This is a genomic window from Rhodobium orientis (genome assembly GCF_003258835.1).
In the GTDB taxonomy this organism is placed as follows: domain Bacteria; phylum Pseudomonadota; class Alphaproteobacteria; order Rhizobiales; family Rhodobiaceae; genus Rhodobium; species Rhodobium orientis.
Genome location: NZ_NPEV01000072.1, coordinates 1 through 19,473, shown reverse-complemented (window position 1 = coordinate 19,473; position 19,473 = coordinate 1). Strand labels below are relative to the sequence as shown.

The 19,473-nt window shown below is 65.4% G+C and carries 18 protein-coding genes and 2 pseudogenes; 9 read left to right on the top strand and 11 right to left on the bottom strand.

Annotated elements, in window-relative coordinates; all coding sequences use genetic code 11:
• Positions 1 to 146, bottom strand: a pseudogene (locus tag CH339_RS25220) (flagellin); the annotation flags it as partial.
• Positions 147 to 596: 450 nt separating this feature from the next.
• On the opposite strand from CH339_RS25220, the gene CH339_RS21910 reads away from it, so the two are divergent.
• The gene (locus CH339_RS21910; RefSeq protein ID WP_276329890.1) at positions 597 to 2,150 is read left to right on the top strand and encodes a tetratricopeptide repeat-containing sulfotransferase family protein; all 1,554 of its coding nucleotides are present in this window, start codon (positions 597 to 599) and stop codon (positions 2,148 to 2,150) included.
• A 66-nt stretch (positions 2,151 to 2,216) separates the two neighbouring features.
• Here the strand turns inward: CH339_RS21910 and CH339_RS21905 are convergent, their stop codons facing one another.
• The 4 genes from CH339_RS21905 to CH339_RS21890 form a co-directional block, all read right to left on the bottom strand.
• Positions 2,217 to 2,654, bottom strand: a complete 438-nt coding sequence (locus CH339_RS21905) for a hypothetical protein (RefSeq protein WP_146610279.1) — start codon at positions 2,652 to 2,654, stop codon at positions 2,217 to 2,219.
• 308 nt (positions 2,655 to 2,962) lie between these two features.
• Positions 2,963 to 3,460 carry a flagellar protein FlgN gene (locus CH339_RS21900; RefSeq protein ID WP_146610278.1) on the bottom strand — a complete coding sequence of 166 codons (498 nt, stop codon included), beginning with the start codon at positions 3,458 to 3,460 and terminating at the stop codon, positions 2,963 to 2,965.
• Positions 3,457 to 3,792, bottom strand: a complete 336-nt coding sequence (locus CH339_RS21895; RefSeq protein ID WP_111436542.1) for a rod-binding protein — start codon at positions 3,790 to 3,792, stop codon at positions 3,457 to 3,459. The genes CH339_RS21900 and CH339_RS21895 overlap by 4 nt, the downstream gene beginning before the upstream one ends.
• Positions 3,792 to 4,898, bottom strand: coding sequence for a flagellar basal body P-ring protein FlgI (locus tag CH339_RS21890; RefSeq protein WP_244668925.1), 1,107 nt, complete (start codon positions 4,896 to 4,898; stop codon positions 3,792 to 3,794). Before CH339_RS21890 ends, CH339_RS21895 begins: the two co-directional genes overlap by 1 nt.
• A gap of 249 nt (positions 4,899 to 5,147) precedes the next feature.
• On the opposite strand from CH339_RS21890, the gene CH339_RS24460 reads away from it, so the two are divergent.
• The 3 genes from CH339_RS24460 (at position 5,148) to CH339_RS21875 (ending at position 7,336) form a co-directional block, all read left to right on the top strand.
• A complete protein-coding gene (locus tag CH339_RS24460; RefSeq protein WP_146610277.1) occupies positions 5,148 to 5,573 on the top strand; it encodes a flagellar assembly protein FliX in 426 nt (141 codons plus the stop codon).
• Positions 5,574 to 5,765: 192 nt separating this feature from the next.
• A complete protein-coding gene (gene dksA / locus CH339_RS21880) occupies positions 5,766 to 6,182 on the top strand; it encodes an RNA polymerase-binding protein DksA (protein WP_111436539.1) in 417 nt (138 codons plus the stop codon).
• Between the two features lie 95 nt (positions 6,183 to 6,277).
• Complete coding sequence (locus CH339_RS21875; protein ID WP_170138619.1) at positions 6,278 to 7,336, top strand: cytochrome-c peroxidase; 1,059 nt, start codon at positions 6,278 to 6,280, stop codon at positions 7,334 to 7,336.
• Positions 7,337 to 7,483: 147 nt separating this feature from the next.
• On the opposite strand, the gene flgH is transcribed toward CH339_RS21875, so the two are convergent.
• The 4 genes from flgH to flgF all read right to left on the bottom strand — a co-directional run bounded on the left by flgH (position 7,484) and on the right by flgF (position 10,868).
• Positions 7,484 to 8,227, bottom strand: coding sequence for a flagellar basal body L-ring protein FlgH (gene flgH / locus CH339_RS21870; RefSeq protein ID WP_111436537.1), 744 nt, complete (start codon positions 8,225 to 8,227; stop codon positions 7,484 to 7,486).
• Entirely contained in the window at positions 8,224 to 9,225 is a 1,002-nt protein-coding gene (gene flgA, locus CH339_RS21865; RefSeq protein WP_111436536.1) for a flagellar basal body P-ring formation chaperone FlgA, read from the bottom strand. Before flgA ends, flgH begins: the two co-directional genes overlap by 4 nt.
• Positions 9,226 to 9,243: 18 nt before the next feature.
• Entirely contained in the window at positions 9,244 to 10,029 is a 786-nt protein-coding gene (gene flgG / locus CH339_RS21860; protein WP_111436535.1) for a flagellar basal-body rod protein FlgG, read from the bottom strand.
• A 101-nt stretch (positions 10,030 to 10,130) separates the two neighbouring features.
• A complete protein-coding gene (gene flgF / locus CH339_RS21855; protein WP_111436534.1) occupies positions 10,131 to 10,868 on the bottom strand; it encodes a flagellar basal-body rod protein FlgF in 738 nt (245 codons plus the stop codon).
• Between the two features lie 298 nt (positions 10,869 to 11,166).
• On the opposite strand from flgF, the gene CH339_RS21850 reads away from it, so the two are divergent.
• The 5 genes from CH339_RS21850 to CH339_RS21830 all read left to right on the top strand — a co-directional run bounded on the left by CH339_RS21850 (position 11,167) and on the right by CH339_RS21830 (position 17,741).
• Positions 11,167 to 11,664: a flagellar basal body-associated FliL family protein gene (locus CH339_RS21850; protein ID WP_111436533.1), complete on the top strand. Its 498-nt coding sequence runs from the start codon at positions 11,167 to 11,169 to the stop codon at positions 11,662 to 11,664.
• A gap of 7 nt (positions 11,665 to 11,671) precedes the next feature.
• Complete coding sequence (gene fliM / locus CH339_RS21845) at positions 11,672 to 12,889, top strand: flagellar motor switch protein FliM (RefSeq protein ID WP_111436532.1); 1,218 nt, start codon at positions 11,672 to 11,674, stop codon at positions 12,887 to 12,889.
• Positions 12,886 to 13,332 carry a DUF6468 domain-containing protein gene (locus CH339_RS21840; RefSeq protein ID WP_111436531.1) on the top strand — a complete coding sequence of 149 codons (447 nt, stop codon included), beginning with the start codon at positions 12,886 to 12,888 and terminating at the stop codon, positions 13,330 to 13,332. The genes fliM and CH339_RS21840 overlap by 4 nt, the downstream gene beginning before the upstream one ends.
• Positions 13,329 to 14,126, top strand: coding sequence for a MotE family protein (locus CH339_RS21835; protein ID WP_201240853.1), 798 nt, complete (start codon positions 13,329 to 13,331; stop codon positions 14,124 to 14,126). Before CH339_RS21840 ends, CH339_RS21835 begins: the two co-directional genes overlap by 4 nt.
• 90 nt (positions 14,127 to 14,216) lie before the next feature.
• Complete coding sequence (locus tag CH339_RS21830; RefSeq protein ID WP_111436530.1) at positions 14,217 to 17,741, top strand: tetratricopeptide repeat protein; 3,525 nt, start codon at positions 14,217 to 14,219, stop codon at positions 17,739 to 17,741.
• A 177-nt stretch (positions 17,742 to 17,918) separates the two neighbouring features.
• On the opposite strand, the gene fliP is transcribed toward CH339_RS21830, so the two are convergent.
• Positions 17,919 to 18,611 (bottom strand): flagellar type III secretion system pore protein FliP, encoded by a 693-nt coding sequence (fliP, locus tag CH339_RS21825; protein ID WP_244668926.1) that lies wholly within the window; start codon positions 18,609 to 18,611, stop codon positions 17,919 to 17,921.
• 65 nt (positions 18,612 to 18,676) lie between these two features.
• A pseudogene (locus CH339_RS24835) lies at positions 18,677 to 19,473 on the bottom strand (hypothetical protein); the annotation flags it as partial.

Here is a 19,473-nt window from a genome sequence, read left to right as displayed (position 1 = left end):
AAGAAGTTGGTCGGATTGTCGAGGGCGGAGTTGACCTTCTTGCCGGTGGCCAGACGGCTCTGCGTGGTCGCCATCATATCGGCGGTATCCTGCAGAGAGAGGAGATTCTGGCGAACGCCGGCGGAGAGGGTGATACCTGAAGACATTTTGTGGATCCTTCCTGGTCCAGAGCAACGTGAAACAACGCCTCTTCCTGAGACGCTGGCGCCACTAGAGCGCTAAACTGCTAAGTATTCGTAAACCGATGTATTAAAACTATCCATTTTCGCCGCTATCGACAGTGGGGTTAACAAAGTATTGATGGAAAGTGAGAAAATCGCCGCGGAAGCGTGCGGAAGCAAAGCGCGTTCGGGGCGGCAGGGTGTTCGGCCATGTACATGTGGTCGGTGCATTACGAACTTGGTTAACGCAGTGTTAACTGCGGTCGGGTGTTAGATGGAGACGAGCAGATCCCGGCGATCCGTCCTTAGCGAGAGAGCAATGGCGACTCCGAACAAAAGTCGCGCCCAGCGACGGCGCGACGAGAAACTTGCGAAAACGCAAAAGAAGGCCGACGCCAAGCAGGTCGATGCCCGAATTAAGGCCGGCTCAATGCGATCCAACAGCTTCGGCAGGCCGGGGAACTCACGGCCGCGCTGCAGGCCTGTCAACAACTTCACTCCGCACATCCGAACTGCCTCGATGTCACCTTTGCCCTCGGCACGGTGCACCTCGACATGGAACGGTTTGACGAGGCTCGAGGCTTGATAAAGCAGGCGGTCGACCAGGCGCCCGAGCGGGGAGGGTTCTGGTTGGGTTTTGCGCTCTGCCTCCAGGCGATGGACCAGAGTGAGGCGGCGCGGGCAGCGGCAACGAAGGCTGTCGAGCGACTGCCGGAAAACCTGGTTGCGCTCGATCTGCTTGGGACCACCTGTCGTGAATGCGACGACGCGGACGCTTCATTGCAGGTCTTTGAGAGGGTTCTTTCCCTCAGCCCCTCAGATGCCAAGGCAATGTATGGCAAGGCAAGGACCTTGCTGGTCCTCGGCAGGATCGAGGAGGCGGAAGCCTGGTTTCTCAAGGCACTGGAACAGGCTCCCGACTATTTCAACTGTTACCAGTTTTTGATCCAGATAAAATCCGATAAGCTCGACGTCGATTCTTTGAAAGAAATCGTCGAAAAGTACCTATCCGGTGCATCTCCTGATGAAAAGAACGTTTCTACTGCATATTACGCGCTCGGAGGGATCGAAGACAGGGCCAAAAATTTCGACAAGGCGTTTGAATACTACATATTGGCGAACGAAAGTCGTTCCAGAAGACGCCCGTTCGACAAGGATCAATTTCGTCGAGATATCGACGACCTGATCGCGTCCTTCACGGAGGACGTCGTAGCGTCGCTTTCAGACGCCGGATGCGAAAGCCGCAAGCCGGTTTTCGTCGTCGGCTTGCCCCGGTCAGGCACGACGCTGACAGAGCAGATCCTGTCGAGTCATTCCAAGGTGTATGGCGCCGGAGAGCTGCGCCGTATTTCCGTGATCGTTACTGCCATGAAAGCGTTGGAGGTGCCGGGCGTCGCCTATCCGCGGGATGTCGAACGCATTGTCCGCAGCACGCTCAGGAAACACGGTGAACAATATCTGCAGATTGCCGGGAAACGCGCGCCGGAGGGTGCCGAGCGGATAGTCGACAAGATGCCGGGCAACATCCTGCATGTCGGCCTGATCGGCACGATGTTCCCGAACGCGACGCTGATCCACTGCATGCGCGACCCGATGGACACGGCCGTCTCCTGCTTCATGCAGAATTTCAAGGAAACCCTAAGCTTTACCACCGATCTCGGCGCGCTCGGCCTCTATTACCGGGAGACGCTGCGCCTGATGGAACACTGGAAGGCAATCTTCCCGGGGCGCATCCTGGAGGTTCAATACGAGGACACCATCGCCGACCCGGAAACGATGAGCCGCAAGCTTATCGCCCATGCCGGACTGGAGTGGGAGAATCAGTGCCTGGACTTCCACAAGACCGAACGGACCGTTCGCACGGCCAGCCAGTGGCAGGTGCGCCAGCCGATCTACAAGACGTCGGTGGAGAAATGGCGGCGTTATGAAAAGCATCTCGGGCCGCTGATCGCGGCGCTCAACGGGGAGGAGCCCGAGGCGGCGGCCTGACCGGGTCGGGCGGCAAGTCCTAATATAGATGTCGCGGCGCGGCGGGCGCTTTGCTCGCCGCCGCCATCATGCGGTCTTCAGGTCGAAGGTATCCGGGTGCGCGTGCTGCGCGGCGTCCTGGTAGAGCTTGCGCAGGCGCAGGATGCTCTCCTCCGGAATCTGGCTGACGACTTCGCCGGTCTCCGCGTTGATGGTGCGGAAGACCATGGCGTCGTTTTCCCGGTCCTGGTAGGCCTTGCGCACGGTTTCCTGTTTGGGAACCACGTCCTGGGTGCGGTTCTCATCGGGCGCAGGAGGTTCGGGGGCCGCAGAGGCCGCAGGTTCCTGCCGGGCCGGCCGTTCGGTCGCGTGTTCGGAGCCCTTGCCGGATTCCAGCTTCCCGGTCGGCTCGACGGTCTGTTCCGCCGGCAGGTCGGTCTTCTGTTCCACAGGGTTCGATTCGGTCCTGCGCAGGACGGTGAAGTCGGCCGTCGGTGCAGGCGGTTTCGTTACTCCATACTCCATCGGTTCTCTCCGTGAACGAGGGGCATGTATTCGTTGTGTGTACAGCGAATGCAGCTCGTTTACGGTGACGATTGTAGGGGGCCGGCATGAAGGTCGGTTTAAGAGTCTTGTTACAATTGGCGCAAAACCGGTCACCTAACGGCGAATCCGATCAATTCTTGAATCCTGGTTAATTTTCGCAAGCGGGGCGCAAGAAAAACGTGCAAAGCCCGGAAAACAGCCGTTCTTGTCCGGCCGGCCGGTCCGGCGGGCATGCCTTGCCGGGGCTTTTCAGGGCCGGCGGGGGTTAATGCCGCCGGTTGGGGCCGTTAAAGATTGCGGTCGACCGCGATGCCGCGCTCGCCGACGATCTTCTCCTTGGCCATGGTGCCCGAGCGGCCGTAGGTCGTTGCGGCGGGGCCGGCGCTGGTCTGCCTGGCAACGTTCCTGATGATGTCCTGAGAAACCTCGCGGGCCGTCGCCAGCACCGCCAGGTTGATCTGCAGCAGCGAGCGGAATTCCTCGTGGCGCTCCTTCAGGGCGGTGATCGAGGCCGGGGCAAGACGGCTCAGCGCCAGGGCGTTGCGCTTGAACTGCTCGATATCGGCGACGTAGACCTTGGCCAGTTCCGACTTGTTGGGCTGGAAGTCGGAGGCCTCGATCAGCTTGCCGGCGCGCACCAGCTTGGTTTCGGCATCGATGGCGGCGAGCAGCTCGTCCATGGTGGCGTTGAGCCGGCCGCACAGCTCTTCGGCGGCCTCGGCGGACCCGATCAGCGGCTCTTCAGCGGACTGGATGGCGACGGGATTGAACAACGGGGGTGTCACCGGGACGCTCCTTGCTGGATCTCGATCAACTGACTGTAGATGGCATCGGCGAGGCCGACGCCGCCGGTGGCGGCGATCTGCTTGGCGACCTCTTCGTTTTCCAGGCCGCGCCAGGTCTGCTCGGCATTGCCGCCGCCGAACGGGGCTTCTGCCTCAAGGCCGGAGGACATGGAATTGAGCATGGTGGCGATGAACACGGACTCGAAGTCCTCCGCCGCCTTGCGGGCAGGGTCGGCCGTGCCGCCGGTCGGCTGCGGAAGCCGCGGCCGGGCCGCCGCCGTTGTCGAGGTCAGACCGCCGAGGCTGTCGGCGGAGAGTGCGTCGAGTGCCATCACATCACCTCGATTTCTGCCTGCAGGGCGCCCGACGCCTTGATCGCCTGCAGAATGGCGATGAGGTCGCGCGGGCCGATGCCGAGCGCGTTGAGGCCGTCGACCACTTCCTTCAGGGTGACGCCGCTGCGCATCAGGGCGACCTTCTTGCCCTTGTCGTCTTCGACCTCGAGCTGGGTGCGCGGGACGATGACGGTGGCGCCGAGGGTGGCGGGGTTCGGCTGGCTGACCTGCGGGGTCTCTGAAATCATCACCGTCAGATTGCCCTGGGCGACCGCGACGGTGGAGACGCGCACGCCCTGGCCCATGACGATGATGCCGGACTGCTCGTCGATCACCACCTTGGCCGGCATGTCGGGCTCCACGAAAAGCTGCTCGATGTCGGTCAGGAGGTCGACGACGTTGCCGTCGAACTGCTTCGGGACAGTGAGGCGCACGGTCGCCAGGTCGGCGGGGATCGCCACCGGCTGGCCGATCAGCTCGTTGATGGCAAGCGCGACGCGGCGGGCGGTGGTGAAATCGGGATTGCGCAGGGCGAGCCGCACGGTGGAGAGGGAGGCGAGCCGGAAGTCGATCTCGCGCTCCACGACCGCTCCGTTGGCGATGCGGCCCGAGGTCGGCACGCCGCGGGTGATCTTGGCGGCATCGCCCTCGGCCGAAAAGCCGCCGATGGCGACCGGGCCTTGCGCGATCGCATAGACCTCGCCGTCGGCGCCGAGCAGCGGCGTGACCAGGAGGGTGCCGCCCTGCAGGCTGTCGGCATCGCCGAGCGCGCTGACGGAGACGTCGATGCGGGTGCCCTGGGTGGTGAAGGGCGGCAGGTTGGCGGTGACCATGACGGCGGCGACGTTGTCGGTGCGCAAATTGACGCCGCGGACATTGACGCCGAGGCGTTCCAGCATGGCCTGCAGACTTTGCCGGGTGAAGGGGGCGTTGTTCAGCGAGTCGCCGGTGCCCTGCAGGCCGACGACGAGGCCGTAGCCGATGAGCTGGTTGTCGCGAACGCCCTCGATGTCGGCGATGTCCTTGATTCGGGAAGCGGAATGCGCCGCTCCGCCGGCCGCAACGAGGACGAGGGCGGCGGCAAGACAGCGAAGGAGGCGCATTGCGGACATGGAACTACCCGGGTTGAACAAGGACGTCGGCGAAAGCTGTTGCGAAATGCATGCCAGATCGGTGGCTGTTCCGCCGGGTTTACAACGTGTTGGAAACGCTCGGAAATCGGCGCGGCCCGGGCCGCGGTGGCGGATGGGGACCGATTGCCGCCCGGCAACAATTGCCGCCCCGTTAACCCTTCGTTTACCGTTCGGGAAAATTCTGTCACCACGCGCAATCGGGGCTCTAGATTCGACGCCATGTATGTCAACGGACCCGGACGGACCAATCAGGTAAAGACCGCCAAGGGCGGCGGCGGACGCCGCGCGTCCGGCGGCGGCTTTTCGCTGTCGTCGTCCAGCGGGGCGGCGCAGGCGCCGTCGACCGCGGCCGGGCAGTCGATCCAGGGCATTGAGTCGATTCTCGCGCTGCAGGGGGTCGAGGACCCGACCGCGGAGCGCAGGCGCGCGGTCAGCCACTCCCACGCCATGCTCGACACGCTGGAAGAGCTCAAGATCGCGCTCTTTTCCGGGGATATCAGCGATTCCCAGCTCGACCGGCTGAGCCACATGGTGGAGCGCCGGATCACAACCGACGATCCCGATCTCAACGGGGTGCTCGGCGAGATCGAACTCAGGGTGCGCGTCGAACTGGCCAAGCGCAATCGCTTCCCGGCCGGCGCCTGAGGTCGGCCCGGCGGGCGCCGACAGTCCCCGAAAGTTTCCCCGGCGAAGCTGATTTCCCAAGTCATCACGGCAGGTTAGCCAATCCGCGCATGCTGCTGAAATGCCGGGTGAAATTTCTCGTGAGGTTGATTGTATCCGCGTCCAGCCGCCGTTATATTCCGCGCGGCTGGTAGCCGCTCGTTGAGAGGTTGTATGGTGGAGACTAGTGTTAAAACCTACCGTCCTTCGGACGATGAGCCGTTCATGAACGAACGGCAACGTGAGTACTTCAAGGCAAAACTCCTTGCCTGGAAGGAAGACATCCTCCGGGAAAGCAAGGAAACGCTCGCCAATCTTCAGGAAGAAAACCAGAACCATCCCGATCTCGCGGACCGTGCCTCGTCGGAAACCGACAGGGCGATCGAACTGAGGGCCCGCGACCGGCAGCGCAAGCTGATCGCCAAGATCGACGCGGCGCTCGGGCGGATCGAGGACGGCACCTACGGCTATTGCGAAGACACAGGGGAACCGATTTCGCTGAAACGTCTCGACGCGCGACCGATCGCAACGCTGTCGATCGAAGCCCAGGAGCGCCATGAGCGGCGCGAACGGGTCTATCGGGACGATTGAGCACACCCGTCGTGAGATTCGATGCCAAGAAAAAGGCGCCCTTGCGGCGCCTTTTTTGCGCCCGGATGCCGGGTCCTGGCGCCTATAATCCGGCAATGGCCCGTCGCAACGTCCCTTGTGCTCTCTCTCTCAAGCTTGCAGCCCTGGCCGTCGGCGTCCTTGCGATGCTGTCCGGCATGGCCGTGGCGGGACCTCGGCCGGGCGATGCGGCCTTCGGGCTGCCCGCGCTTGCGGAAAAATCGGGCGACACGGAAGAACAGGTCGCGCTCGGCAAGAAACTCTTTTTCGACCAGCGGTTGTCCCAGGGCGGGCGGATGGCCTGTGCCACCTGCCATGTGCCGGCCGAGGGCTTCACTGAGAGGGGGCGGGCGCGGCCCGACGGCAATGACGGCCAGCCGCTGCGGCGCAACGCGCCGACGCTCCTCAACGTCGCCTGGCACGGTCCGTTCTTCCATGACGGACGGTCGGCAACGCTGGAGGCCCAGGCGCTTGTGCCGCTGACCGAGCCGCGCGAGTTCGGGGCGCCGTCGGTGGGCGCAGTCGTTGCCCGCATCGCCGGGCTCGCCGATTATCGCGGCCGGTTCGAGGCGGCGTTCGGGCGGCCGGTTACGGCCGGGACGCTCGGAGCGGCGCTTGCCGCCTATGAGCGCTCGCTCGTTGCCGCCGGCAGCCCGTTCGACCGCTGGTTCTTCGGCAAGGACGAGACGGCGTTGTCACCGGCGGCCGTCAGCGGGTTCAAGCTCTTTCGAGGCAAGGCCGAGTGTGCCGCCTGCCACCGCATCGGTGCGGCCTCGGCGCTGTTCACGGACGGCAAGTTCCACGACACCGGCATTGCCTGGCGCAACGCGCAGACGGGTTCGGCGGAGGCGGATCGCGGCCGGGAGGAGGCGACGGAGCGCATCTTCGACCGCTACCGGATCAAGACCCCTTCCTTGCGCAACGTGGCGCTGACGGCGCCCTACATGCATGACGGCTCGGTCGCGACGCTGGAACAGGTGGTGCGGTTCTACGCCGGCGGCGGCGTGCCCCACAAAACCCTGTCGCCGCTGATCGGGCCCATCGATCTTTCCGACAAGGAGATCGCGGACCTCGTCGCATTCCTCAAGAGCCTGACCTCGCCGCACGCTGCGGCGCTGGCGGAAGAGAAGCCGTAGGGCGCGGATCTTTCGCAGAAAGGGGAGGCGCGGCCCTTGGGGAGAGGGCCGCGCCGGCCGTTCGGCTTGGGGGAGCACAGTGAACGGCTTGGGGAGCTTTTGAATTCCTCCGCTATTGATCGGAACCGGCGATCAGGCCGGCCGCGATCAGAACGGCATGACGATGTCGTAGACCTGCTGGCCGTAGCGCGGCTGCTGGACGTCGGTGATCTGGCCGCGGCCGCCATAGGCGATGCGGGCCTCGGCGATCTTGGAGGATTCGATGGTGTTGTCGGAGGCGATGTCCTCGGGCCTGACGACGCCGGCGACGACCAGTTCGCGAACCTCAAAATTGACCCGGACCTCCTGGCGGCCCTCGATCACCATGTTGCCGTTCGGCAAAAGCTGGGTGACGACGGCCGCGACGTTGGTCTCCAGTTCTTCCTTCCGGTTCACCGAGCCCTCGCCCTTGTGGGAGGATTCCGTGGACATGTTGACGGCGGCCGAGGAGTCGACGCCCTTCGGCAGGAACACCTTGCTGAGCACCGAACCGACGACGCCGCCGGCGCCGAAATCCTCGCCGGCCGAGCGCGTGCGCTCGGTGGCGTTGTCGAATTCGGCCTTGTCGGTGATCGCGACCTTCACGGTCAGGATGTCGCCGACGTTCTGGGCGCGCTGGTCCTTGAAGAAGTTGCGGTTGCCCGAGCGCCACAGCGAGTTGGAATTGTAGTGCACCGGGATCGGCTGCGGCATCGGCATCTGCACCGGCCGGTAGCCGGGCATCGCCTGCGGGTTCTCGATCGGCGAGAGCGGGGGCTCCTTGCCGACATTCTTCAGCTTGTCCGCGGTACCGCAGCCGCCGAGGCCGAGGGCGCCGACGAGGGCGACGAGAAGGAACGGCCGGATCGTCATTGCTGGGCCTCCGAGAGCTTGATGATTTTTGGCTGGGCAGTGGTCACGGAGACCTTGCCGCGGCTGATGACCCGGGTGCGGACGATGCGCCGGGACTGGGTGTTGCTAACATTGACCATGTCGTTCTCGGCGCCGGATTCCATGGCCTGGCCGCGTGCGGTCAAGAGCAGGCCGGGGGCCTCGTAGATGATGGTGACGGTCTCGCCGCGGCGCACCAGCATCGGCGGCGCGAAGTCGCTGGCGGCGAGCGGACGGCGCGCCGGCAGGTTGCGGCGGGCGGCAAGGCCGGCGATCTTTTCCGGGTCGACGACGTAGCGCGCATTGGTCTGGCCGGCCGGCACCTTCTCCACCAGGATATCGTTGCGCGAGACGATCTCGTCGCGATCGTAGGAGCGGGCCAGAACCGCCACCGCGATCATCTCCTGGGCCGATCCGTTGAGGCGGATGCGTTTCCTGCGCTCGTCCTGGTCGATAACGAAATCGGCGGTAAAGCGACCGGTGTTGCGCGACCAGTTGAGCGACACCAGCCGCAGCGGCTCGATCGACGTCGGGCTCGCGGGGATGTCGTCCGGGGTGTTGGCCAGGGTGACGTTCAAGGCGTCGCGCGAGGCGATGCGGGCGCGTTCCGCGATGGTGTCGGCGATCACCTTGACGAGATCGTCGCGGGTGAGGGTCAGCGCGGTGCGGGCGACGGTGACCTCTGCAAGGCCACCGGCGGAGATGACGTGGAGGCCGACGCTGCGGGCGGCATCGACGACCTGCCCGGCCGGCACGGTGCCGACCTCGCCGAGATCCGGGGCCCGGAACAGCGGCTCGGCGGCGAGCGCTCCCGCATTGTCGAAGAAATCGCCGACGGTGACGATCGGGTCGGTGACGGCGACATGGGCCTTCAGCCGCGGCTCGCCGGCGTGCGCCGGAGCCGTCAGCACCGCGGCGGCGGTGAGCAGCAGCGCGGCGACGAAGGTGAGCCGGAGCATCATGGTGATCGTGGCGATCATGGTCTTGTTTCCTAGCCGCTAGCGCAGGTTGGCCGTCGTCGACAGCATCTCGTCGGCACCCTTGATGACGCGGGCGTTCATCTCGTAGGCGCGCTGGGCGGCGATCAGGTCGGCGATCTCGGTGACCGCGTTGACGTTGGACATTTCCAGGTGGGCCTGCAGCAGGTTGCCGTAGCCCTCGGCGCCCGGATTGTCGGTCTGTTCCGGGCCGCTGGAGACGGTCTCCAGGAACATGTTGTCGCCGATCGCCTGCAGGCCGCCCTTGTTGGCGAAGCGGGCAAGCTCGATCTGGCCGAGGTTCTGCGGCGCGGTCTGGCCGCCGATGGTCGCCTCGACCTGGCCGAACTGGTTGATGGTGATGGAGGTGGTGTCGTCGGGAATGGTGATACCCGGCTCCAGGATATAGCCGTCGGAGGTGACCAACTGGCCCTCCGCGTCGCGCTCGAAGGAGCCGTCGCGGGTGTAGGCGGTGGTGCCGTCGGGCAGGCGGATGCGGAAGAAGCCATCGCCGCGGATGGCGACGTCCAGTTCCTTCTCTGTCGGCGAGATGGAGCCCTGGGACAGCACGCGCGGGGTCGCCACGGTGCGCACGCCGGAGCCGATCTGCACGCCGCTCGGCACCATGGTGCCGGTCTCCGACGTCGTCGCGCCGACCCGGCGCAGATCCGAATAGAGCAGGTCCTGGAACTCGGCACGCTGGCGCTTGAAGCCGGTGGTGCGCATGTTGGCCACGTTGTTCGAGGTGATCTCGACGTTGAGCTCCTGGGCGAGCATGCCGGTGGCGGCGGAATAGAGCGCTCTCATAGCATCGGCTCCTTCATGTCATGGGTGGTGCCGGTCGGGGTGGTGCCGATGGGGACCGTTCGGGTCGCAGCGGGCGTCGCAAAGGGAGAGGATGTCATCGCTCAGGCCTCCAGCCGGCCGAGGGCGTTGATGGCGTCCTTGCGCAGGTCGTCGGTCTGCTTGGCGATGTTGGAGACGGTCTGGTAGGTGCGGGTGACATCGATCATCCGCGTCATTTCCACGACGCCGCGCACGTTGGAGCGCTCGATCATGCCCTGGGTGACCCGGGCGCCGGCGTTCGGTCCCGGGTTCTCGCCGGAAAACAGATTGTCGCCGACGGGCTTCAGGATCTCTTCATTGGCGAAGCTGACGATGCGCAGCTTGCCGCGGACACCCTGGCTGGTCGAAATCGTGCCGTCGGCGGCGATCTGGATGCCGCTGTCGTCCGGGCCGAGGATGATCGGGCCGCCTTCGCCGAGAACGGGATTGCCGTCCTGGGTGACGAGCTGGCCGTTGGCGTTGATGCCGAACGAGCCGTTGCGGGTGTAGCGCTCGCCGTCGGCGGTCTGGATCGCGAACCAGCCCTTGCCGTTGATCGCGGCATCCAGCGGATTGCCGGTCGGCACCGACGGTCCCGGCGAAAAATCGTAGCTCGAGGTGTAGTCGGCCACATAGGACAGCGGCTTGTCGCCGGGACGGAAGGAATTCTCCCGCGCCACCGGCATGACGAACTCTTCGACGGCGAGCTGCTGGGCCTTGTAGCCGGTGGTGTTGATGTTCGCCACGTTGTTGGCGATCACGTCGAGCTGGCGCCGAAGCACCACCTGACGGGACAGATTAATGAGTTGTGCGTTTTCCATCGCAGCAAACTCCCCCAAATGCTCCCCAATGCGACGCCGCAGTCTCCCCAGACCGGACGTCGCCAATCGGACTGCACGGGGCGTGCCAATTTGAAACGCCTTGAAAAACAAGCATTTAGGAAAATTGCATTTTGCAAGCTGGCAGAAACTGCCGGGAATTCCTGCCGTCCGGCAAGGTTTGCCGGGTCCGATTAAGGATCACGAAACCATTCGTTAACCAGTCGCTTACTAAGAATGGAGACGTTCGATTTGGCGCTTGCCAGGCGGGCTGAACACGTTTCCTGCGGGACCCTTTGGAATGGCCGAAGACGACGCACAGACAGACGAGCTTGAGGACGGCGCGGAAGCCAAACCGTCCGGCAAGCGCAAGCTGATCCTTTTCGGTGCCATCGGGTTCCTGGTGCTCGGCGGCGGCGCCGCCGCGTTCCTGCTCGGTCTGTTCGACAGCGGGCCGCCGGAGGCCGAGACGGCGCAACAGGACGTGCAGCAGGAGGTCTATTTCTACGATCTGCCGGAGCTGACGGTGAACCTGTCGACCATCGACAACCGCAATGCCTATCTGAAGATGCGGATCTCGCTGGAAGTCGACGACCAGTCGGTCGCCAACAAGATCGAGCCGTACCTGCCGCGCATCCTCGATACCTTCCAGGTCTATCTGCGCGAACTGCGCTCCACGGACCTGCGCGGCTCTTCGGGCCTGTTCCGCCTGAAGGAGGAACTCCACCGCCGGATCAACATCGCGATCTATCCGGCGAAGGTCAACGACGTGCTGTTCAAGCAGCTCATCATCCAGTAGGCGCGTAATGGCGGACGATCCCGAACTCAATCAGGAAATGGACCCGGATTGGTCGGAGCCGGAGGCCGGCGGCGAGGACTTCGAGGAAGACGACCTCGCGGCGGCCTGGGGTGCTGCCCTGGAAGAGCAGGGCGCCGGCAACGCCGAGGACATGGCCGCACACTGGGCGGCGATCATCGACGAGAGCGACGCCGACGTCGAGAACTCCAAGCGCGGCGCCGACCGGGTCCTCAACCAGGAAGAGATCGACAACCTCCTCGGCTTCAACATCGAGGGGCAGATCGCCGGCGAGCAGAGCGGCATCCGGGCGCTGATCAACTCCGCGATGGTCAGCTACGAACGGCTGCCGATGCTGGAAATCGTCTTCGACCGGCTGGTCCGCCTGTCGACGACGAGCTTGCGCAATTTCACCTCCGACAATGTCGAGGTGTCGCTCGACTCGATTCGCTCGGTGCGCTTCGGCGAATACCTCAACTCGATCCCGCTGCCGGCGATCCTGGCGGTCTTCAAGGCCGAGGAATGGGACAATTTCGGTCTCGTCACCGTGGAATCGAGCCTCATCTATTCGATGATCGACGTGCTGCTCGGCGGCGGGCGCGGCGTGCCGGCGATCCGCGTCGAGGGCCGGCCCTACACGACCATCGAGACCAACCTCGTCCGGCGGATGATCGAGATCGTGCTGGAGGATGCCGAGCAGGCGTTCCAGCCGCTGTCGGAGGTCACGCTGAACCTCGAACGGCTGGAGACCAATCCGCGCTTTGCCGCCATCGCCCGGCCGGCCAATGCCGCGATCCTGGTCGAGTTCCGCATCGACATGGAAGACCGCGGCGGCCGGGTCGAGATCCTGCTGCCCTACGCCACGATCGAGCCGATCCGCGAACTCCTGCTGCAGATGTTCATGGGCGAGCGGTTCGGCCGCGACCCGATCTGGGAGGGGCACCTGGCCACCGAGATCAACGCTGCGGAGGTGGAGGTCGATGCGGTGCTGTTCGAGCGCGAGTTGCCGATCTCCCAGATCATGGACCTCCATGTCGGAGAGACCCTGATCTTCGATGTCGGTCCTGACGACCCGGTGACCATCAAGTGCGGCGACATCAACCTGTCGGAAGGATGGATGGGCCGGGTCGACGACTGGATTTCTGTACGCGTCGCACGCGGGTTGCGTAAACCGCGAACAACCATGGCGATCTTCGAGAACGCCATGCACGAGGAAACAGACAAATGAGCTCGCTTTCCCTTGGATTCATCGTTGAAGGCTTCGTCACGCTGCTGCTCATCCTGACGATCGGCTATTGCATCGTGCTCAACCGTCGCCTGAAGCGCCTGCACGCCGACGAGGAAGTGCTGAAAGCGACCATTTCGGAACTCCTGACGGCCACCGAGATCGCCGAGCGCGCGATCCACGGGCTGAAGGAGACCGCCGGCGAATGCGACCGCTCGCTGATCCAGCGCCTTGCCGAGGCGGAACGGGTTTCCGCCGAGATCGACAGCCGGCTGGTCGCCGGCGAAGCGGTGCTGAAGCGCATCGCGGAGATCGCCGAGGCCGCCGCCATGCCGGCCGACCGGACGGCGCCGAAGCCGCAGCGTCCGGACCTGCGGTCCCAGGCAAGCGCCGCCGCCGCGCGTCTGAAGCAGATGCGTGACGGGGCCGAGGAGCAGGCGGCGTGAACAACCTCCGCCTCTTGCCGATCGTCATCGTTGCGGGGGGAGCCCTGTGCTTCTTCAAGGTGATCGGCCTGGCGTTCGACGGCGGCTATCTTCTGGCGCCGATTCCGGAAGCCGTGGCGCAGCAGCAGGATGCCGCTCCGGCGCCGGCGGACGGGGCGCCCGCAGATGGAGCGCCGGCCGAAGCCGCGCCGGCAGGCGAGGGCGCTCAGGAGGCCGCACCGGCCGATGCCGCGCCTGCCAAGGCCGCGCCGCCGCCACCGCCGCCGCTTCCCGGCGCGTCCAACCAGCCGCCGGTGCAGGGCCACGAGGTCAAGCTCGGCCAGGGCTCGCCCGCGGAGCGCGCGGTGCTGGAGCGCCTCGGCGAACGCCACGAGACGCTGAAGTCGCGCGAAGAGGACCTGAAGCTGCGCGAGCAGTTGCTGCGCGCCGCCGAGGAGCGCCTGGAGCAGCGCGTCACGGAACTCAAGAAGCTCGAAAAGACGATCAGCGCCGGTGTCGAGCAGAAGAAGGAAGAAAAAAGCGCCAAACTCGCCGATCTGGTCAAGATGTACGAGACCATGAAGCCGAAGGCGGCGGCGAAGATCTTTGACCGGCTCGATCTCCTCGTGCTGGTGCCGGTGGCCAAGCAGATGAAGCCGCAGAAGCTCGGCGACGTGATGGCGCGGATGACGCCGGAAGCGGCCGAAAAGCTGACGGTCGCGCTGGCGACCGACGAGATCACCAACTCCATCCCGAAAACAACGCGAACGCTGCCGAAAATCCAGGGCCGCAAGCCTGCGGCCTCCGGATCTTGAGGTCGAAACTTTCCCTTTCGCCGAGGTGCCGCCAAGTAACGCGCTATTAAACGGGATTGTTTAGGCTCCGTGCGATCGGAGACCCAGGGAATGTTTTGGCGTTCGGCCTTGCGCCGTCAGGAACGAGACAACCCGGCCGCCCGGCGCGCTGTCGCTGCGCCCGGCGGGACGGTCGTTCTGCGCCTTCTTGCGGCCCTTTTCCTCATCGTCGCGACGCAGTCCGTCGCCCTTGCCCAGGTGTTCGGCGAGGATGCGCGCGTCGACATCATCCGCGCCGATACCTATGGCCGCGTCATCGTCAGCTTTCCCGACCGGCAATTGCTGCCCAAGCTGAAGACCCGGATCACCAACGGCGTCTTCGTCGTCTTGTTCGCCGACCCGGCCAATGTCGACGTCAACCGGGTGCCGGTCGACCTTTCCGACTACGTCACGGTGGCGCGCACCGATCCGGACGGCAAGGGGCTGCGCTTTGCGCTCAACCAGGGCGTCAAGGTCAACACCATCGAGGCGGGCGAGAAGCTGTTCATCGATTTCCTGCCGCGCAACTGGCAGGGGATGCCGCCGAACCTGCCGCCGGAGGTCATCGCCGAGCTGGCGCGCCGGGCCGACAAGGCCGCACGCCAGTTGAAAGCGGCCGAGGAGCTGCGCAAGGATCAGGCAAAGGGCGCGGAAATCTCCGTCGAGGTCGGCGAGAACCCGACCTTCACCCGCTTCGTCTTCCGCTGGAACGTGCCGTTCACCAATTCCTTCGAGCATGAGGGCGATACGGTCACGCTGACCTTCGATCACGGGGCCGAGCCCGATCTTTCCGAGATCAGGGCGGTTCCGCCGGCGGAACTGAAGGACATCCGCGCAACGATCGAGGACGGCAAGCTGCAGATCAGCATGATGCTGGCGCCGAAGGTCGATGTGCGCGCCTTCCGCGACGAGGACGCCTATGTGATCGATCTGACGCCGCTGGCAGCGGTCGTCGAGGACCCGGACGTCGCCCGGCTGAAGGACGCGGCCTCGTCGGATCTCGTGCAGGAACGGCAGCGCGACCTGCCGATTACCTCGGTCACCGGCCGCGACGTCGACGACGGCAAGGTGGTGGTCAACGACGACCAGCCCTCGCGCGGCAATCCGGAGGCGACCGGCGGCCAGGACCTCGGCAAGGCCGCCTTCGTCAGGGCCGAAGCGAACCGGATCGGCGATACGATCCGCCTGTCGTTCCCGTTCGACCGCCCGGTCGGGGCAGCGGTCTTTTCGCGCAACAAGAGCCTTTGGATGGTGTTCGATACCGCGGTGCCGGTCGATTCCCGGCCGATCCGCGCGGTGCTCGACAAGATGGCCGAATCCATCGATATCCGCCGCGCCGGCTCGATGACGGCAATCCGCATCGACCTCGTCGACCAGAAGCTGACGACGATCGGCGCCGACGGCAGCACCTGGATCGTCACCATCGGCGAGATGCTGCTGGAGCCGTCCAAGCCGCTGACGATCACACGGGCGATCCAGACCAACGGCCATTCGGTGCTCAAGGTCGACCTGGAGAACTACGCCAAGATCCACCAGATCGACGATCCCGTGGTCGGCGACCGCATCCACGTCGTCACCGCTTTCGGACCGCCGCGCGGCCTCCTGAAGCCGCAGCGCTTCGCCGAGCTGGAGACGCTGCCCTCGGCGCAGGGCATTGCCGCGGTCGGCTATTCCGACGATTTCAGCGTTTTCGGCGAGACCCCCAACCGCATCGTCATGGGGCGCACCAGCAAGGGGCTGTCGCTGTCGAAGGCGGCGCGGGTCCGCGAGTTCGACCTCGGCCTTGCCGCCCCGGAAGCCGGCGGCCGGCGGGTCGGCTTCATCGACCTGACCGACCAGGCGACCTCGACGCCCGAATTCCACGACCATCTGGAACAGCTCCGCGCCGAGTTGATCGAGGCCGACCCCAAGGAGCGGAGCCAACTCCGGCGGCGTCTTGCCCGGTTCTACATCAACCAGGCAATGCCGTTTGAGGCGCTTGCCCTGTTGCGGGCGATGGAGGCGGAAGATCTCGAACTGCAGACCGATTCCGCCCATCACATCATGCAGGCTGCGGCCCTGACGCTTGCCGGGCGGACCGACGAGGCGCTGGAAATCCTCGACCGCAAGGAGTTTCAGACCAACCCCGATGCGGCGCTGTGGCGGACCATCGCGGCGGGGCAGAAGCGCGACTGGGCGGCGGCCCGGGCCGCGGCACCGATTGCGCGCGCGGCCATCGGCGACTACCCGATCAACCTGCAGACCCGCTATAACCTCGCCGTTGCCGAAAGCGCCGTCGAGTATAAGGACTATGGCGGCGCTGAGGCGGCGCTGGCGGAAATCGCCAGCGGCCCGGTGGGCCGGGACCTGATGGCCGAATACGACCTCCTGCGCGGGCGTATCGCCGATGCGGAGGGGCGCAGCGAGGAGGCCCTGGCGCGGTTCGACCGGGCGACCGAGCTGAAATCCGGGCAGCCGTCGATCGAGGCGGAATATATGGCACTGCGCCTCAGGCACCGCGACGGCCTGATGCCACCGGAAAAGATACTGGAAAGACTGGACCAGTTGGCAACGCTCTGGCGGGGGGACGAAACGGAGCTGAAGGTGCTCCGTTTTTTGTCTCAGCTAAGGGTGGCGGAAGGCGACTACCGCAAGGCCTTCGAGGCGATGAAGAGCGCGGTGCATGCCGCGCCGAACGCCGATACGGCACGGCTGATCCACGAGGAAATGACGTCCGTCTTCGCCTCGCTGTTTCTTGAGGACAAGGCCGACGAGATGAAGCCGATCGACGCGCTCAGCCTCTACTACGATTTCCGCGAGATGACGCCGATCGGCCGGCAGGGCGACGAGATGGTGCGCCGGCTGGCGGCGCGGCTGGTCGACATCGACCTCCTGGACCAGGCGGCCTCGCTGCTGCAGCACCAGGTCGATCACCGCCTGAAGGGCGCGGCGCGGGCGCAGATCGCCGCCGACCTCGCCTCGGTCTACCTGAAGGCCGACAAGCCGGAGCGGGCGCTCGCCGTGCTCTCCAAGACCCGCCAGACCCATCTGCCGGTGCGGCTCGACCGCCAGCGCAAGCTGGTCGAGGCACGGGCGATGTCGGAGACGGGCCGGGTCGACCGGGCGGTCGACCTGATCCGCAACATGGACGGCGCCGATGTCGGGCGGCTGCGCGCCGACATCTACTGGAACGCGGAGCGCTGGCAGGATGCGGGCGAGGCGCTGGAACGGCTGCACGGCACGCGCTGGTCCGATCCGCTGCCGCTGACCGATGAGGAGCGTGTCGACATCCTGAAGGCGGCCATCGCCTATTCGCGGGCCGACGACCAGATCGGCCTCGACCGGCTCAATTCCAAATATGTGAAGAAGATGTCGGACAGCTCGCACGCCCAGGCGTTCGCCATCGTCACCAAGCCGATCGATGCCCGCGGCGTCGACTTCCTCGACGTCGCCCGACGGGTCGCCGCGACAGATTCCGCCGACGCCTTCCTGAAGGAATACCGCGAGCAGTATATGGAAGAGGCGATCGTCGGCGAGGACGGCCTGCCGCCGCCCGAGACACCAGCGCCCGACGCCGACGCTGCTCCGGCGGCAGCGGCCGCGACCGAAGCGGGTTAGTCGTCCCTCGGCAGTTTTCCTAGCATTCAGATCAGCAGGCGGTGGCGGTCTTGGTCCCCAAGTCGCGACAAGCGGAGCGCATCGCGTCTTGGCAAGCGCGAACGCGCGCCGGCGTCGATGCGCCGTAAAGCCTGCGTTGCGCTTGAACGCACCGGGGCTCGCTTGCGGGCGCCGGTATCAAGTGACGCCGAAAGAGCGGACCAGGCTGCCCGTGACCAGATTCCAGCCGTCGACCAGCACGAAGAAGATCAGCTTGAACGGCAGGGAAATGACGATCGGTGGCAGCATCATCATGCCCATGGACATCAGCACCGAGGCGATCACCAGGTCGATGATCAGGAACGGCAGGTAGAGCAGGAAGCCGATCTCGAAGGCGCGGCGCAGCTCCGAAATCATGAAGGCCGGCACCAGAACGCGCAGGCTGACGTCCTCCGGCGTCTCCGGCACCGGCTCGCCGGACAGCTCGATGAAGAGCCCCAGGTCCTTTTCCCGCACATGCTTGCGCATGAAGGCGTGGAACGGCACGGAGGCGCGCTCGAAGGCCTGGTCGATCTCGATGGTGCCGTCGATCAGCGGCGCGACGCCGTCATCATAGGCCTGCTGCAGCACCGGCATCATGACGAAGGCGGTGAGGAACAGCGCCAGGCTGATGACGACGGAGTTCGGCGGTGCCGTCTGCAGGCCGATGGCCGAGCGCAACAGCGACAGAACGACGACGATGCGGGTGAAGGACGTCACCATGATGAGGATCGACGGCGCCAGCGATAGCACCGTGATCAGGGCGATGAGCTGGACCGCGCGTCCGGTGACGCCGGTGCCGTCGCCGAAATTGATCGAGACGTTCTGGGCCCACGCCGCGTCGGCCATCATCGCGCCGCAAAAGACGCACGCCGCCAGACCTATGTGCCAAGCCGTCCTGAGGACCGGCATTCGGATCATTTATCGGGACTTCCGCTCAGCTCGCTGAGGAGTTTGGCCATCTCTTCTTCGATGCTGTCGTTCTCGCGCGACCGCTTGTCGTCCTTCAAGGCGTCGTCCCTGTCGATTTCCACCGTCGGCGCATCGTCGGGGTCTTCTTTCGCCTCCGGCTTGAAGCCGAAATCGAGATCTTTCGCCGGTCCCTTGCCGTCGTCGCCGGACCCGACGGGCGGCTCGACCGGGGCGATGTCGATCGGCTTGCCTTCCACCGTCTCGCCCGCTTCTTCGGCCGGGGTGCTCTCGGCAGCGGCGGCATCGCCGCTTTCCGCGATCGGAGCGTCCGCCGGCTTGACCTCGTCGCCGGGGCCGCCGGAGACCGTTTTCTCATCGGGCATCTCGGTGTCGGCCGTGTCGACGGCATCGGGCTCGGAGACGGCGCCTTGCGGTGCCAAGCCGGCCTTCGGCGTTTCTTCCGCGGTTGCTTCGGCCGGTCGGTCGGTCGGCTTTTCTTCGACGACCTCGGGTGTCTCGGCCGCGGCCGGCTCCGCGGAGGAGGGCGGCGGCGCGATGACGTCCGGCGCTGCCGGCTCGACGGCCGGGGCCTCGTCGATCACAGCCGGCTCGGCCTGTCTTGCCTCCGCCGGTGCGGTCTTGTCCGGGGCAGGGCCTTCGGGCGCGTCGGCGGGTTTTTCACCGCCCTTGCGCCCGGCAAGGCCGGCGGCGGCGGCGATCGCGGCGGAAATCGATCCCGCGGTCGAGGACGTTGCCTCGCGGCCGCGGGCGAAGATGCTCTCGCTGAGGAGATCGGAAGAGC